Source organism: Bacteroides sp. 214 (genome assembly GCF_010501015.1).
Classification (GTDB): domain Bacteria; phylum Bacteroidota; class Bacteroidia; order Bacteroidales; family Bacteroidaceae; genus Bacteroides.
Genome location: NZ_QVML01000001.1, coordinates 211,747 through 228,322 on the forward strand (window position 1 = coordinate 211,747; position 16,576 = coordinate 228,322).

Sequence of the window (16,576 nt, forward strand, 5' to 3'; positions counted from 1 at the left end):
CTTTCTTTATACTAAAACAGTGAGGATTTAATAAGAAAAGAGGTCATCTCATCAATTTTGAGATGGCCTCTTTTTCCTAAATATTCGAAGCATATCATGTTTTTTGCCAGTGCATTGGCAAAGTTGTGCCAACGCACTGGCACTACTGTGCATAAACACTGGCACGACAGTGCCAACGCGTTGGCACAACCTACTTTGTTATAATGAATTTTGCACGCAGCTGTTCTTTCTCTGTGGTCAAAGAAATCCAATAGATTCCCGGAAGGAGGTTGCCTAAATCTACCGGGAGTTTGTATTCTTCTCCGGCAGCAACGGGGAGAGATGCTAAATTCCGAATCTTACGACCTTGTATGTCGAATAGGGTAAGGTTTGCCTGCGAAGAGTCTTGTGTAGTAGAGAATCGGATGAGTGCATGGTTTTGTGCCGGATTAGGATAAATACTCATTCCTGCTTCAATACTTGGCACTTTGTCTATTCCTACAATATCGGACGAGCAGTCAATGGGACCTAAATCTCTACTGGCCGTACGAGGTTTGAGCGCAGAACCAAAGACGTCCTTTTCGCCAATCTCCTGTGGGAGAGGAGCTATCAAACCAACTTTAGCCTTGCCTATCAGATTGCTTCCTTCTCGCAGGCGGGCAAACTTCTCGGGGAAGCTTCCATCTTCTCCACGAGGTGCTTTGGCATCAGCCTCTTCGAGACTTACGTAATCGGCAGTGGAGAAATTTCGTTCTACCACGTTCAACCAAGCTTTGCTGGAAGTTGACAACATAGCGTTATTTTCATCAGCAGCTCCTGCATGTATCTCAATATTACCTAAGCATACGTTATTATAATACTCGCATTGATTGCTAGATTTCTCAAACATGAAATCGTATCCATTGCCAAATCCCAAACAGTTTACAACTTTTACTCCACCGCCATGACTGTTTTGATCAAAACCTTTTACTGATCCCGATTTATTACAATTGAATGCTACAGAATTCCATACTTCATGTTTGCCTTTCGAGGAGCCACCGGTTCCGTTTCCTCCCAATTTGATTCCGTTTCCATTACCTTGGAATGAACCCGAAGCATCTACCCAATCAAATAAGCTGGCTCTACCAGAACCCCATGCCCAACAATCAATCAGATAGACCGGATAATCTGTTTCGTATAAGTCCCAAGCATCATCGGAGTTATCCCAAGCACGACAGCGGATGAACCAATTTTCGCGTCCATTGTGCATTTTGCAAGCAAAACCGTCTGCATCGCTTCCGAAATTATCTGAATCACAATTCAGGTAGGAGTCACAGTCTATAATATAATTGTAAGAGCAATAGGAACCGTCGTTATCTCCGATGCCGGGATGAGTATCCGAGAATTTATGCCCGAATCCGAGTTGGATACCAGTGTCGTCGTTCTTGTAGAGAGTGCATCGCTCTATGATATTGTGATTTCCCTCTAATTTAATACCATTATCTCCGGCTTCGGTTATATGAAGCCCGTAAATGTGCCAATAGTTTCCATCCAACTGAATACCACGCACGCTTACTTTCTTAGGTTGATCTTTGAAGTTGAGTATTGGAGTTTCGTCAGGATAAGCCATGATGGTTATTCGTTTTCCGGCTTCACCCGAGTGGTTTAAGCGGATGGTTGTTTTCGAACCGTCTTTCTTCATGTTGGGATAGTAGGTTCCTCCGCGACAAACAATGAAGTCTCCCGCAACTGCTGCATCCACAGCTTTTTGCAGATTGTACCAGGGAGAATCATAAGTTCCTTCATTCTCGTCATCTCCGTTAGGTGCAATGTAGTAGGTCTTGGCATCTGTGTCCGATCCGGTTCCCGAGAGAGTCAGTTCCGAACTTGCGCCTCCTCCTGCCAGAGTAAGAGATAGAGTGTAATCTTTCAATTCGGAGGGAGCAAACTGTACATATATAGTTTGTGCTCCTACTTTGCTTTCTGAGTATGAAATGTTGAGCGAGTTCTCAAAGCCGGTTGCCGATTGAGTTGATATCAGGAAGTCGGGTGATGAAGTCAGCGTTATAACTCCATCTGTGGAGTTCAGGTATTTTGCCGAAAAAGAGAAACTGCGTTTAGCTGTTGTTCCTGTTTTGATATCGCCAAATTTAATAGCGGTAGGTTTTAGAGAAATGCTCGGAACTTCGGCTGTTCTTTGTTCTAATCGCCCTACAGAGGTCGTCAGATAATTACAAGCATCCTTCGTACCATTAAATTCAAATACTACAAAGTGATAGGTTTCTCCTGCTTCCAGTCCATTTACTACAAAGTTATCTTCATTTCCAGCATAAACAACTATAACATTGTCATCAACCTGCTTAGGTAAATTTTTATAAGCGGTTCCATCTTCGGGTAACCAAGTGGTAGCTTCCCCTTTGGAGTAGGCTAATAGGCGATTTTCTCCATTTCCTTTGGTAAATGAAATTTTCATAGATGTTCCGGTTATTTCCGAAGCTGAGAGAGTCGCTTGCTGAGAAGGCTCGTCTCCTATGTTGGAGCTACTAATCAAAATATTATCCAGATAGATTGTAGCTGAAGTGCAGGTAAATCGAACTAATACGTTTTTAGTTCCCGGTTCTCCAACAGAGAGGGACGATGATCCATAAGAAGAAGAGGAACTTACGGTTGCGCTTCCGATGCTTTTCCAAGTGAGTCCATTGTCAATGGATTTTTCTACGTTCAGAACTTTGCCATTTCCGCTACCTCGGTGAACGAAAGAAAGCTGCGTTGGTTTATCAATAGGAGGGGTTATCAAGTAACCATTTGCAGACATTGTTGCACGTGTGCTTCCATTGTCGGTTTTTGCATAAACTCCCTTTACTTTCCATGTACCGGAAGATAAGGTATAACTGGTTTCAACGGATGGAGCTGTGGATGGTAGTCCTGTTTCGAATTTCTCGTCAATAGCTGTGTTTTGGGCAACCCCCACAATGCTGAACACAAAAATAAAGATGGATAAGAGAGTAATCTGTTTCATGTTGTATTTGTTTTATCATGTATTTGCTCCAAAAGAACAAAAAGTTTTTGATATAATAAATACATTATTTGAAATTTAGTATGGGTTTTCTTGAATAGAAGTCTTTGTGTTGCGAGATAATAGTTGTGACTAAAAAAAGAGACCATCTCGTATTCCGAGACAGCCTCTTTCCTAATCATTTTTTGTACTACTTCTTAAAAGGAAGATACCATTTCTCTTGCGTGGAGAAATCGGGCATTGGAATTCCCGATAGCTCATATTTACCGCTTAAGTTTTCTATCAGGTAAGCATTACCATCTCTTCCTTCCTTATTCATTCTACGTGCAACACGGGTTAGGTCTCCCCAGCGATGTCCTTCAAAACCGGTTTCGAGCGCTGCTTCACGAATCAGCATTTTCTCCAGAAACAGGATGGAGTCATTCGTGGTAGTTGCTGTTTCGGGAAACTCAACAGGTTCGAGCATACAACGACCGCGAACTCCACCATTATCGCGCCATGGACGACGGTAGTAAGGTTGATCGCTTTGACGTGCATCGAAGTAAAATGGTTCCGGGTAGTAATTTCCCGGTGCCCAACCGCTTTGCGATTGTTCGGCAAGCAATGCACCTTCCCACGTATAGGCATTTTTTATTCCTTTATTCAGCAAGGCATACGCCAACTTAGGATATCCGGCACGGTTAGCTGCTTCGGCATAGCGCAAGTGTAGCAATCCGGCACGATATAAGAACCACTTACCCGATTGTTCGAACGGTTTAGTGGAGTCATAGTTATATAAGTATTTCTGTACAATATACTCTCCATTAACCATTTTGAATGAAGATTCGCGTCCGCGTCCGTCAAATACAAAACCATTCTGTTGTACCTGTGCTTCCCACAATTTGTCGATGGCATATTGCGAGGGCTTTAGTTGGTAAGTACCTCTGCCATAATTGGCAAATAAATTGATAAACGGATAAGTTGGCTCAAATGCTTTATCATAACTAATTGTCCAGATAAGCTCCTGATTGGCTTTCGAGTTTTCGGCAGCTAGTTGGAACATATCCAACCATGTGTTACGATATGAGTTGATGTCATAATCCATGTAGCGGAAATAGGTAACCTGAAAAATAGGTTCATTAGAATCATTCCACGGCCATGTACGTAGTTTGTACATATTGTTGTTGCTCGAAGCATCGGTATGATCCTCATCCGTTGCCAATACAACACGATACATGGTGGCAGCATTTACGAAGTCGGCTTGACTGCCTCCTCTCCATAAATACAAGTCGCCTGCCAACAAGTATTTGTTTACGAAAAAGTTCTTCAAACTGTAACCATCGAGCGTATATTTAACCAAAGGAGAGTTAAGATAAGGATCCAATGTAGGTAGTTTCTCCATACAGTCAATCAGCTTATCCAGTAAATCATCAAATTTGATGGTAGGCAGCTTGGCTGCTTCCGTTACATCATCAATGGTTATCAATGGATCGGTAACATAAGCCACCTCGCCAAAGTGCATTCCTAGTTGCAGGTATACCCAACAACGCAATGCGGCTACATCCGAATAACGCTCAGCGTAATCTTCATTGGTCATTTTATGGGTTTTAAGCATCTCGTCCATATTGTATAATAGGTCATTACAGTTCTGAATGATGCTATAAAACAAGGTTGGGTCTGCATATTTGTTGCCTTTCGAAGGCGCACTCAAATTTATCTCCTGAAGGTCTTTGGAGGAGTTATAAGTTACATCCATTAAATCACCGCGCAGTTCGTTCAATACCACGACATGTTCTGCTAACTTCATAAACTCTCCGTACAATCCCAAAATGGCATTGTCGGCATCGGCTATTGTTTGATAATGGTTCTCATAATCCAATACTTCTTCCAAGTCTGCATCTACACAAGCAGTAAACAGGCATATCGAAGCAAAGATTGCAGTTAGTATTTTTATTCTTGTTTTCATTGTTATTGCTCTTTATTTGTATTATAATCCAAACTTAACACCCACATAGAACGTACGGCTCGAAGGAGTAACAAATGCATCAATACCATATCCTAATGGGTTTGTACTTACACTGAACTCGGGGTCGTAGCCTTTATATTTGGTTAAAGTCGCAAGATTTTCGCCTACAGCATATACTTGCAATCCGGTAAGTATGCTGGATTTTATAGGAATGTCATACGCAATTGTTAGATTCTTGAACTTAAGGAACGAACCGTCTTCAATCCAACGATCCGAGAAACGTGCGTTACCCATCGGGTCACCTAAAGTGGCTTTCGGTGTGTCGGTTGCTTGTCCTTCTACCTTCCAACGGTTCAGAACTACTTTCGTTTGGTTGGCAAGGGTAGACATCGATTCCAGTTCGCGACGTGTGTAATTATAGATATCGCCACCTACCGAGTAACTGAACATAGCTGATAATGAGAAACGCTTCCAACGCAAAGCGGTAGAGAAACCACCGTAAACATCTGGATTAGGGTCGCCAATAACTACCATGTCTTTTTCGTCAATGAGGTCGTCATTATTCATATTCACAAAGCGTACATCACCCGCACCGAATGCTAACTTACTTAGTCCGGACATATGGTGTAAGTTTTCGGCTTTAGCACTAGCTTCCGTAGCATATACGCCATCAGTTTTGTATCCGTAGAACAATCCCATCGGACTACCTTCTTGAGTTAAGATAACAGCATCGGCAATTTCCGTTTGGTAAGAGCCTCCGGGTATACTTATTACCTTATTCTTGTTGAATGAAGCATTGGCTGCTACATCCCATTTGAGCGCAGGTAAATTCAGCAAACGCGCATTAATCGCTAGTTCAAAACCTTTGTTCTGCATTTTTCCTCCATTAGAAACATAGGTAGAGAATCCTGCAATGGGTGATACCGGTGAGTAAGTAATCATATCGCTGATGCTGTTCTTGTAGTAATCCATGCTGATTGACAATCGTTCGTTCAGAAAAGCCATATCCAATCCAATGTTGAATTTCGCATTCTTTTCCGGTTTCAACGATAGGTTTACCAAGTTACCACGCACCAATCCGTAGTTTCCTAATATGTTCTGTGCTTTATAATAATGACGAGCGGCATAGTTACCTATATCATCATTTCCACTAAGAGAGTAGCTGGCACGTAACTTCAACAAATCGAATGCTGGCATGTTTCTCATAAACTCTTCCGAAGAAATTAACCATGCAGCCGATATAGCGGGATATGTTTGGTAGTTGCTGATGTTTTCACCATAACGGGAAGATGCATCAAACGAAGCAGTACCTGTTACAAAATAACGATTCTTGTAGGCGTAGTTCACATTGGCATACCAAGCCAACCAATTCCATTCGCCCAATGAACCACCTGCTTGGCGCAAGGTATTGAGACCGTAGTTGATAGATTTGAAATCATCACTGGCGGTGTTGTATCCTTTTCCCCAGTCGTCTTCCACATTTGTGTTTTGATAACGCATCCCTATAGTTGCATCCAACTTGTTGTCAAAACCGAATGAGTGCACATAGTTCAAACGAGTTTCGTTAGTCAGCATCATCAAGCGCTCCACACGGTGTTGTGTCTGGTTGGTGACGATAGCAGTAGAAAGAGTATCGTAATTAATTCCACTTTGGGGCAAGAAAATAATTTCGCGCTCCTTGCTGAAACGAAGTCCTACTAACGTACTTGCTTTCAGCCCTTTCACTATTTCATAGTCGGCTTCTACTGCACCTAAGAATGTGTAATTAGAGTTTTCCATTTCTACATTCTTGGCAATGGCTCTTGGGTTTGAAAAGCCAAATATATCCACGCCTTCTAAGTTGGGCGACATCAGATTGGATTCGTTATACACATTGGGCGACATAAACGGTGACTTTACCAACGAAGAATAAATGGGGTTCGTTGACTTCAGACTGCCATCTTCGCGCAAATTCTTTTTGCCGTATACAAAGTTCATACTGGTATGTACGTTAGCTTTCAACGACAAGCGAATATCTGTATTGATACGTGCGTTAAAACGTGTATAGTCGGTTCCTTTAATTAATCCTTCGTTGCGTTGAAATCCTAATGTAAGAGCATATACCGCAATATCATCTCCACCGGTTACTGCCAATGAATAGTTCTGTTTAAAACTTTCGTTAAACAATTCATCTTGTTGCCAATTGGTGCTTTTGTTATAGCGATAATAATCGCGATTGCCTTCGTAACCCCAGTTTTGTTCTACCGGTTTTTGCTGGTTGATGAAGGGTAAGTTCTGTATTTGCTCTGTTGTATATTTACCTGTGCTTTGATACAAATCGGTCAGGTATTTCTTTTGTTGCGAGCCATTCAGCATTGGGATGCTTGCCGGAGTCATGTTCATACCGGTTATCGCTTGGATACTGATGCGTGTAGCCACCTCTTTGGAACGAAGTGTTTCAATGATAATTACACCATTAGCCCCTTTTACTCCATATAAAGAACCACCATCTTTCAACACCGACATACGTTGAATATCTTTTATGTCGATGATACCCAGCGGAGTAGAAACATATCCATCTGCCAGAGAGACACCAGCCGACTGATTCTCAATCACTACTCCATCAATCACCAACAGCGGTTGGTTATTAGAATAGATAGAGTTAAATCCGCGCAAGAACATATTAGTTCCAGCACCTTCGGCACCCGATCGTAGTATTGTATTTAATCCGGCTACATTCCCTTGCAGTAATTCACCGGCGGTAATAACCGTAGCGAAGGAGTTATCTCCATCCAGCATGGTAACGGCATTAGTCAGTTGACTGTTATTCATATTTCCCAATGGCGTAAGCACATCTTTGTACACTGTGTTAGCCGATTGGTCGTTCAGACGTATCACGATTTCCTTTTTCCCTTTGGTAGCTACCCTTTTCTGTTGGTAGATAGGTCCACTGATAAGTAATTCTACACTATACGAAGGTACTTTAATGGTAAAATCACCGTTATCATCTGTCATTGCAGCACTTACTCCCGGAAGTGAAATTCGGATACCCGGAAGGGGTGTTGAGGTAGCAGCATCTATCACTCTACCTGATATTTTCAAATCGCTTTCGGTTGTTTGCTGTGCATTGGCAGTGCATATACCAAATGCCAAACATACTACAAGCAATATATATTTCATTGTCATATTCATTTGATTCGTTTGTTATTAATCCTCGTCATCAATAATAGGTTCCAAGCGGATGTAATCCAAGAACAGTGTTCCTGCATAACTTCCGTTATAATGAGTTGTGTTGCATACCCAGAATGTGGCATTACCCATACTTGGTGAGATAAATATCTCGGGTGCCGATCCGTCACTCATTACGTCCTCTTCGGTTAGTTCACGTTCCAAATACTGGTTGTTGCTATTGTCTACTTGATATTTGGTAAGCTGTACTTCTTTGCGAACGCCTGCTGTAGAGCTTGCTGCGAAAGCATATAGCGATCCCAAATAGTTATTCAATAGTTTGCTCGAAGAGTTGCGCGATAGCTTCGTTTTACCCGGCAATGATATCAATAGTTTCTGCCACAACTCTAGTGTGGTGTCAGGGTAACCGCCACTGTTTACATGATTGGGATTGTCGTTGTAAGACATCCAATGTATTTTGTACTTGGCAGATAATACCGGTACATTGTATTCAACATAAAAGTTGGTATTTGTAGAGCGATAGGTAGAAGTCAGGTTGTGATAGTAGTATGTAATCTTAATAACATTGCCACTTTCATCAAGTACTGGATTGCCATCTATATCCAATGAGTCGCGGTCCTGACGGGTGCTGGCTGCTACCATCATATCTTGTCCGCCACTCGCCCAAGTACGTAACCTGTTGAAGGTGTATTTTGCATCGAGCGTAGCCGACCAGTTTTCTCCTTCAATAATAATGTCTTTAATCTTGTTGTTTTTTAACTTGATATTGGCATCTTGTACAATACGCACGACACCATTAGAGGCGATATACTCCTCCTGTACGGCAGCATTACTGAAATCGACGGCTACATCTGTAAGCGCTACTTCGGCTGCGCCTTGCGGATTGATGTCTGTACCTGCGAATACTAAGTCGCACAGCAACTGATCGGCAGCGATGGAGTCGGTTCTCTCTTGAGAGTCTTGCACCATGTACTTGGCATAACGGGAAGAGATGCGTGTGAAATCTTCGTCAGTAACCAATACGAATGTATAGAGTGAATCTTCGTTGGCAAGCGGCATTTTATCCAAAAAGTGGTTACTGTAAGCCCAAACGGTATCATATATCGCAAATCCCTCATCATTCACTCCAATTTGCACACTCTTATCCATATCCATAATTCGTTTGGAGTGGCTAAGTAGTGTATCCAGTTGGATGGAGTGTCCCATTCCTTTGGCTTCCAGGTATTCGTAAATACTCATAGCAGGCTCTGTTACTTTATTTACAGAGTGAATAATACCGTTGTTGCAAAGCACATCTTTATTACTTATACTTAAACCACTTAGCGTAAGGTTCTTTCCATTAACCATTTTCAAACGATCTTTACCTGCCAGTGCTGCGGCATTGTACGCAAGGTAAGCTATGTGATTACTTACAATGTTTCTTTTATCGTCCAGACTACTGCTTGTGTATGCAGCTAATGCACTGTTATCGGGTGCCAACAACGTGAAACTATTGTCGCTTTCCAGCAGGGCGTCATATCCAGTTTCAACTACCATGTTATAAAAAGTAGAGAGGTTGGCTTGTCCTTTCAAAGCATCCAAGACTGTACCCGAAAGTTCCGGGGTGTCAATTCTTACATGGTCGTCCCACTGGTTGGTACACCCAACCAGTAGTAGCGACAATGTAGCTATAGAAAATAGAATTCTTTTATAGATTTTCATGTTCTGTATCTTTTTTGAGTTCGGCTTAATTATTCGCAAGCAAGGTCATACGGCCATATTTCGCATGGAGGTGTATTGGCATAAATCAATGATCCGGCTACATCTACCATAGGCCATATCTGATCTTCGTCTATTGGAATAAATTGAATCTGGTCATAGCGTGCTGCTGCACCACCGGCTGCAGTAGGTTCGAGGCGCAATGTGTGGCGTCCTGTACTTGTAACTTTGATAACTCCCCATAGGAATCCTGCCGATTTGTTGGTGATGTTTCTGGGGGTGTATTGCTTCCAACCTTCTTGTTCCATCTTGTCGTAGTCTAATTTGGTCTTCGCAGCATCCAAGAAGTGACGGGTGGAGTAACTCGTAGATTTGAAGATATTCGACAAAATCTGGTCTTCTTCATTCTCTTGCTTGAAGATAGCACGTACGCTGGTTCCTTTACTTTGTCTGCCGTAAGTTACCCACACTTTGTAGTTACCTTCAATCAGCAGCGGAAGTTTCATTTCAATCCATTGCACTACTTTGGTGCACACACGAATATCAACACGGTCGCCGTAGGTAAATAGATTATTGTCGTCATTCTTTGAAGGCATGCTGCAGATATAAGTTACCGAAGGTTTGTTCTGTCCGTCCCATGTCATTTCCGAAAGTTCTCCTTTTTGGAACGAAACACTTGTTCCTGTCTTGCGGAATCCTTTCAGTGCTCTCATTTCGGGTTGATCCATTTCCCAATATACACGATATGGTTTACGCTTCTTGATTTCCAAACTTCCTTCTACCAAGTGTATTACACCATTGGCACATGTTAAGTCAGAGTATTCACTTTCTTTTATTAATGGCATACCGTCTTCATCAATTTCATCTACTTTGAATTCATTGATAAGGATATCCAGCTCTTTTGTCATTTTGAAAGTTAATACTTCATTTGAACCGTACGTACTAAGTGCCGACGCATACATTAAGTCAGTAATGTATTTACGACCCGGTACGCAATGGTATTTAATGTAGTTGAGCAGCAGCTCATCATCTTCGGTCACATCGGGGGTGTTGCTGCGCAGACGAACCAGTAGGTCTTCTTTGGTTTCGATACCTAACTCAGCTAGTGCTTCATTGGTATGCAGGAAGTACGTAACATATTTCTCATCATCCTTTACCTCTGTACTCGTGGAGCTATTTACCTTAGCTAACACATCCTCAAATCCGGTTTCAAGAATCCATTCTTTCATCATGGAAAATTGAGCATCGGGTAGTTCGGCAATTGTCTCCGCTACAGTTTTTGTTGCCAGTTTCAACGCTTTATCTATGACGTTGATATAACCATTACCTAGTACAACATCTTTCGTTAATATGCGCGACTCGCGGTTTATCTCAATATACACCTCACCGCTTGCGTCCGATTTGGTCGCTGTGGTAAGGTAGTGTTTCTTGATATTTTGCGAAGGCATACGTCCATCCACAAATTCGCTGGTAGGAATACTGTCATTGATGATGTGGAAACCTACAATAGCTTCTGCCGCTTCTTTACTGATGGTTTCGAGTGACAACCCTTCTTTGTTGAGGTATTCTTTAACAGCCTCATCGGTTGGCACAAAGCAGGTGTATGAACCATATGCATGAAGCATACCGCGATAATCGGCTTTCTCAACCAACGCGAGAAAAGAAGTGAGGTTGTTTTGCTCCATATATTCGTCAATCATGGGAACCTCCGCCGTTTTGTACGTAGAGTTTGCCAGATCGTCTTCGCAAGCAATAGTACCTGCTATCAGCAGTGTCAGAACCATCAGATAGCTACACCATTTGGTGTGTGCTTTATTCATTACATTATTCAAACGTTTCATAATGGTATCATTTATGGGTTAATTTTTATAGAAATTGTTTTGTACGAGCAACGGGTTTGCTTCCAACTCATCTTTATAGATGGGCAGGTAGTGGCTCTCGTAATTCTTGTACTTTGTTTGCAAGCTCTGTACCTTTTCGGCAGGAGCACTCCACAATGCCAGTTCCATGAGGTAATCCAGCCCGTCATAATTATTGCGTTTGGCTTGACGCAATACATCAAACCAGCGTTTGCCTTCGTAAGCCAGTTCACGAGCTCGTTCTTGTAGTATAAAACGCTCCATGGTGCTACCGTCGTAGGTGGTTTCTCCATAAGTAAGGTCGGTTGCCTCTACAGCATTGGCTCTGGCACGTACCTTTTCAAGTGCTTCTCTTGCCTCTTGCATATACTCCTGACTATCGGCAGCAACAGCCATTTGAGTCAAGGCTTCCGCTTTCATCAGGTATATTTCCGCCAAGCGGTAGATAATGTAATTGGCAGTCATTTCTGTTTCAGCTCTTTCGGCTGCACCAATTCCTGTTCCGGTATATTTCCAGATGTAACCTCTGTTGGACAATAAACCTTCGCGAATGTCATAATAGTCCTTATCGTCTTTATTGGTTGGAATAAAGAATTGATCCGACAACACATCTGTTCTTGCCATAATCGTACCTCTACTTAGTCTCATTAAGCTCCAGAAAGGATTGGTATGCTCGGTAGAGAATTGCAATTCAAAGATACTTTCCACACAGTTGCCCTGAAAGTACATCACATTGAACAACTCTTGTATATCCGATTCATTGGCATGATAAACAACATCGAAATCTTCTTCTGTTTCGCCTTCGAGAAGTATCTCTTCGCGTTTTACGGGAACAAGAGCGAACTGACCCGATTTGATGATTTCATCGCACAGTTTGTTACATTCCTCGTAGTTTTCCATCCACAGATAGATGTCTGCCAGAAGTGCCTTTACAAACCAGACAGTTGCTTTTCCTTTGTTTTTTTCACTGCTGCCGTAGCTATAAGGTATATTTTTCTCGGCAGCTCTCAGGTCGGTAATTAAGGAGTTTAGAACCGTTGCAGCCGGACTTTTGGCAATGTTCATGTTTTGCGATGTATCAATATAAGCACCTTCTGTAAGTGGTACATCGCCAAAGGTACGTACCAAATAGAAATACATCAAACTACGTATTGCAACGGCTTGGGCTTCATACTCTGCCAACATTTTATCCGTAAACGAGGGGTCTTTGGCTTGTACACCCGGTGCAAATTCCAATACGGTATTACACAGGTTAATGGTGTTGTAGAAGCTGTTCCACTTGCAATATACATTTTGGTCGGAGATTTCACCCTCGATGGCACGTTGCACATCGGCTATTTTTCCGGTGGTACCCGATTGAATCAAGTCCGCGCGAAATTCTCCGTAGAAGAACATACGTGTAACGAGGTCTTTGTTTATGCAAGAAGCATAAATACCTGTTACGGCAGCGTGTACATCCTCTTTTGTACGCCAGAATTTACCTCTGGGAACTCCGTCGTTCGGCTCCAGATTGAGCCATTCTTCACATCCTCCCATTGTTAGCGCAAGTGCCGACATGAGTAGGAATACGTATATGTTTTTATATCTTTTCATTTATCGTGTGAATTTAGAAAGTTGCACTAAAGGTTAATGTTATATCTCTGGAACGAGGTACTGTGGCATCATCCACTCCTCCTGCGAAGGGGTCGGACTTAATCTTGATTTCCGGGTCGAGACCTGTGTAGTTCGTCCAGATATAAAGATTCTGTACAATGGCAGAGATGGAAGCATCTTTGAACATCGTCTTGTTCAGTAGCTTTTTGGGGAATGTGTATTTCACAGTCAGCGACTTCCAGCGCAAGAACGAGCCATCTTCCACATATCTATCCGATCCTAAGTAGTTGTACCCTTTTTTATAGAGTGCTCGTGGCAATAGGTCGGCAGGCGCTTCGGATTCATCGTTGTAAGGATGACGCCAACGCTTCAAAACGGCCGTACTTTGGTTATTGAATGTATACATGCTCTCCATATTCATCTTGGCATTGTTCATAATGTCGTTACCATAACGGAAGTTGAAGTAGGCATTTACCGTAATGTTTTTATATTTAATACTCGGACCGAAACCTCCCGTAAAACGAGGGTTGGAGTTACCTAAGTACACAATGTCTTGATAGTCTATGTTACCATCTTTGTTGATATCTTCGTACTTCGCATCACCCGGTTGGAACGCATAATCAAGAGAAGGATAACCAAAGCGCATTTGCACCGGTATTCTCTCACCGCTATCGTTGTAGGTGTAGATTTTGTTTCCTTTGGCATCGCGGGCAATGGTTTGGTCTTCGTTCAGATACACACCTTTATATCTGTATCCATAGAACGAACCAATCGGTTGATTCAGCTCAAAGCGACGCAGGTATTTGCCATTGGCAACAGTAGAGCCTTTTTCCATCGGATATTGCTCGGATATTTCGCGAATGGTATTTTGGTTGTGTGCAATGTTGAAGTTGAAGCTAACTCTCCAATTCTTATTGCGATAAGGCACTGTGTTGATAGAGAGCTCCCAACCTTTGTTATCCATCACACCAGCGTTGATATCGGTAGTGGAAAACCCTGTTGTAGAAGGTATTACTAAACCATAGAAGAATTGATCTGACGATTTTTTGTTATACCAGTCGAATTCTACGTTTATACGATTCTTCAGCACAGCGAAGTTTACCACGATATTGTGTTGTGTCGATTTCTCCCAGCGAAGGTTTACACCCTCCAGATTGGCAGGATAAACACCGGCCTCGCCCAAATAGGTGTAATCGTAAATAGAGTAGAGGCTGATGTGTCTGAAGTCGTACTTAGGCTGATTCCCGTTTATACCGTAGCTATAGCGCAAACTAAACTCATCCAGAAACGAGCTGGTAAGTGCTTTCATAAATGGTTCGCCCGATACGCGCCAACGTACAGATGCACTAGGGAAGGTACCCCAACGATAGTTCTCTCCAAATCGGGTGCTGGATTCTGTACGAACATTGGCTCCCACAAAGTAACGATCCATAAATCCGTAGTGCATGTCGGCATAAGCGGAAACGCTACGACTAAGCGATTTGGACGAAGCAATTCCAATAATGGTTTGTCCAGCCACACGCGAAGGATTGGATGGGTCGGTCATATACGGACTGGCATTGTTACCGGTTGTGGCACGATACATTTGCGAAGTCTTTTCGGATGTGCTCAATCCAAATACTCCTGAGAAGCTATGATTCTCTATCTCATGACTGAGAATCAGCTTGTTGAATGTTTGGATAGAAAAAGCTTCCTGGTCTTTGTCATCGGCACGGTTTACACTGATTTCATTCCATGGACGACCCGTAGCTGTTTGTGGCAAGAAAGCTTTTGATTTGTCATTCAGGATATCCAAACCTACATCGAGTTGGTAGCGCAACCATGTCAACGGGTGATAAGAAAGCGATAGATTCGATGTGATACGGTCGTTTGTAATGCGATACATACCTTCGTTTGCCATAGCTACGGGGTTATAGTAACCACCTTTAGCTGCGGTAGAGCTCCACTGTCCCTGAGGCGATGTAAGCGGAGTAAAGTAATTGCCGGTGAGTTGTCCCAAGTGATTGTATTCGTAAATACTCATATTGGGCATACGGTTGTATGCCATACCGCTCACATCCACGTTCTTGTCTAAGTAGCTAATGTAGTTCTTGTCGTTTACTCCATGCGTATACGCCATACTTGCTTTGAACTTTATCTTTTCGGATACGTTGTAGTCTACATTCAAACGCGCGCTGATACGGTTGTAAGAGGTTCCGATTACACCACCTTTCTGGTCGTAATAACCAGCCGACGCACGATATTGTGCTTTTGATCCACCTCCACTGATGGATACGTTATGGTCTTGGGTAAAACCGGTTTGTCTTACAGCATCATACCAGTTGGTGTTTTGTCCGTAGTTGTAGAAGTAAAACGGTTGGTTTACATCATACGCAAACTCCGGATAAGCTTTAGGGTCGTAGAGCGTTCCACTGTTATAGAGTGCTTCCTGAATCATGGTTACATACTCTTCTCCACTCAGGGTAGGGATGGCTTTTACTTTTTCTTTGAAAGTAGCCTTGAATGAGTAAGATACACGTGGTTTGCTTACCGCACCACGTTTGGTGGTGATTTGCAATACCCCATTGGCTCCTTTAGAACCCCAGATGGCTGTTGCTGCCGCATCTTTCAATACGGTAATTTCCATGATGTCTTCGGGAGCAATACTCAACATTTGCGAATATTCCTCTTCGTCGGCACTGGCAAAATCGAAGTCGGCAGATATTTCTGTTTCAAACGGAAAACCATCTACCACGATAAGTGGTTGTGTGTTTCCATTGATGGAACTTGTACCACGGATACGAATGTCCATCCCTGTACCCGGTGCACCCGAACCTCCTACGATGTCTACCCCTGCGATACGTCCTTGTAACGCGTCGTCGATACCGGCACCTGCCATGTCATCGGCAATCTCGGAAATGGAGATGCGTTTAGCGGAAATGGTGAGGTTTTTCTCGTTAATGTTCATCATACCGGTGTTTACACGGCGTTCGGCTACGATTTCAACGCCTTCCAGTACAGCGGCGTCATCTTCCATTTCTATAGTGAAATTGGTTTTGTTCTTTATTTCTGCTTTGTATTCTTTAAATCCCATATAGGACACCACCAGCTTATCGCCGGCTTTGGGTTCGGTAAGAATACTAAAGTTACCATCAAGGTCGGTCGAAGCGTGGTTTATTACACGTTCGTCTTTATTTACTAACAATACGTTTGCCGAGGGAAGTCCTTCTTTATCGAAAGCGGCTATTACTTTCCCACGAATCATTACTTTGCTGCCTTGAGCCAAAATTAATCCCGGCAGGAAGCACAAGCATATCAAAACAAGGTATTTATTGATTGTTTTTTGCATGTCATTCATCT

Annotated in this window: 7 protein-coding genes; all 7 read right to left on the bottom strand. The window is 42.6% G+C overall.

The genetic code is table 11. The annotated features are described in order from the left end of the window. Positions 1-190: 190 nt before the first annotated feature. The 7 genes from D0T50_RS00840 to D0T50_RS00870 all read right to left on the bottom strand — a co-directional run bounded on the left by D0T50_RS00840 (position 191) and on the right by D0T50_RS00870 (position 16,574). Positions 191-2,977, bottom strand: a complete 2,787-nt coding sequence (locus D0T50_RS00840) for a T9SS type A sorting domain-containing protein (RefSeq protein ID WP_163221002.1) — start codon at positions 2,975-2,977, stop codon at positions 191-193. A gap of 187 nt (positions 2,978-3,164) precedes the next feature. Further along, entirely contained in the window at positions 3,165-4,919 is a 1,755-nt protein-coding gene (locus D0T50_RS00845) for a RagB/SusD family nutrient uptake outer membrane protein (protein ID WP_163221004.1), read from the bottom strand. A gap of 21 nt (positions 4,920-4,940) precedes the next feature. Beyond that, positions 4,941-8,078 (bottom strand): SusC/RagA family TonB-linked outer membrane protein, encoded by a 3,138-nt coding sequence (locus D0T50_RS00850; RefSeq protein WP_163221007.1) that lies wholly within the window; start codon positions 8,076-8,078, stop codon positions 4,941-4,943. A gap of 27 nt (positions 8,079-8,105) precedes the next feature. Beyond that, positions 8,106-9,788 (bottom strand): fasciclin domain-containing protein, encoded by a 1,683-nt coding sequence (locus D0T50_RS00855; protein WP_163221009.1) that lies wholly within the window; start codon positions 9,786-9,788, stop codon positions 8,106-8,108. A gap of 29 nt (positions 9,789-9,817) precedes the next feature. Continuing rightward, the gene (locus D0T50_RS00860) at positions 9,818-11,626 is read right to left on the bottom strand and encodes a fasciclin domain-containing protein (protein WP_163221011.1); all 1,809 of its coding nucleotides are present in this window, start codon (positions 11,624-11,626) and stop codon (positions 9,818-9,820) included. A gap of 18 nt (positions 11,627-11,644) precedes the next feature. Continuing rightward, entirely contained in the window at positions 11,645-13,237 is a 1,593-nt protein-coding gene (locus D0T50_RS00865) for a RagB/SusD family nutrient uptake outer membrane protein (protein WP_163221013.1), read from the bottom strand. A 13-nt stretch (positions 13,238-13,250) separates the two neighbouring features. Beyond that, positions 13,251-16,574: a SusC/RagA family TonB-linked outer membrane protein gene (locus D0T50_RS00870; RefSeq protein WP_163221015.1), complete on the bottom strand. Its 3,324-nt coding sequence runs from the start codon at positions 16,572-16,574 to the stop codon at positions 13,251-13,253. Positions 16,575-16,576 lie beyond the last annotated feature (2 nt).

Bases quoted from the DNA above. Each gene is read 5' to 3' on its own strand.
- D0T50_RS00850 (WP_163221007.1), bottom strand. From the start codon at position 8,078: ATGAAATATATATTGCTTGTAGTATGTTTGGCATTTGGTATATGCACT.
- D0T50_RS00860 (WP_163221011.1), bottom strand. From the start codon at position 11,626: ATGAAACGTTTGAATAATGTAATGAATAAAGCACACACCAAATGGTGT.
- D0T50_RS00855 (WP_163221009.1), bottom strand. From the start codon at position 9,788: ATGAAAATCTATAAAAGAATTCTATTTTCTATAGCTACATTGTCGCTA.
- D0T50_RS00840 (WP_163221002.1), bottom strand. From the start codon at position 2,977: ATGAAACAGATTACTCTCTTATCCATCTTTATTTTTGTGTTCAGCATT.
- D0T50_RS00845 (WP_163221004.1), bottom strand. From the start codon at position 4,919: ATGAAAACAAGAATAAAAATACTAACTGCAATCTTTGCTTCGATATGC.
- D0T50_RS00865 (WP_163221013.1), bottom strand. From the start codon at position 13,237: ATGAAAAGATATAAAAACATATACGTATTCCTACTCATGTCGGCACTT.
- D0T50_RS00870 (WP_163221015.1), bottom strand. From the start codon at position 16,574: ATGAATGACATGCAAAAAACAATCAATAAATACCTTGTTTTGATATGC.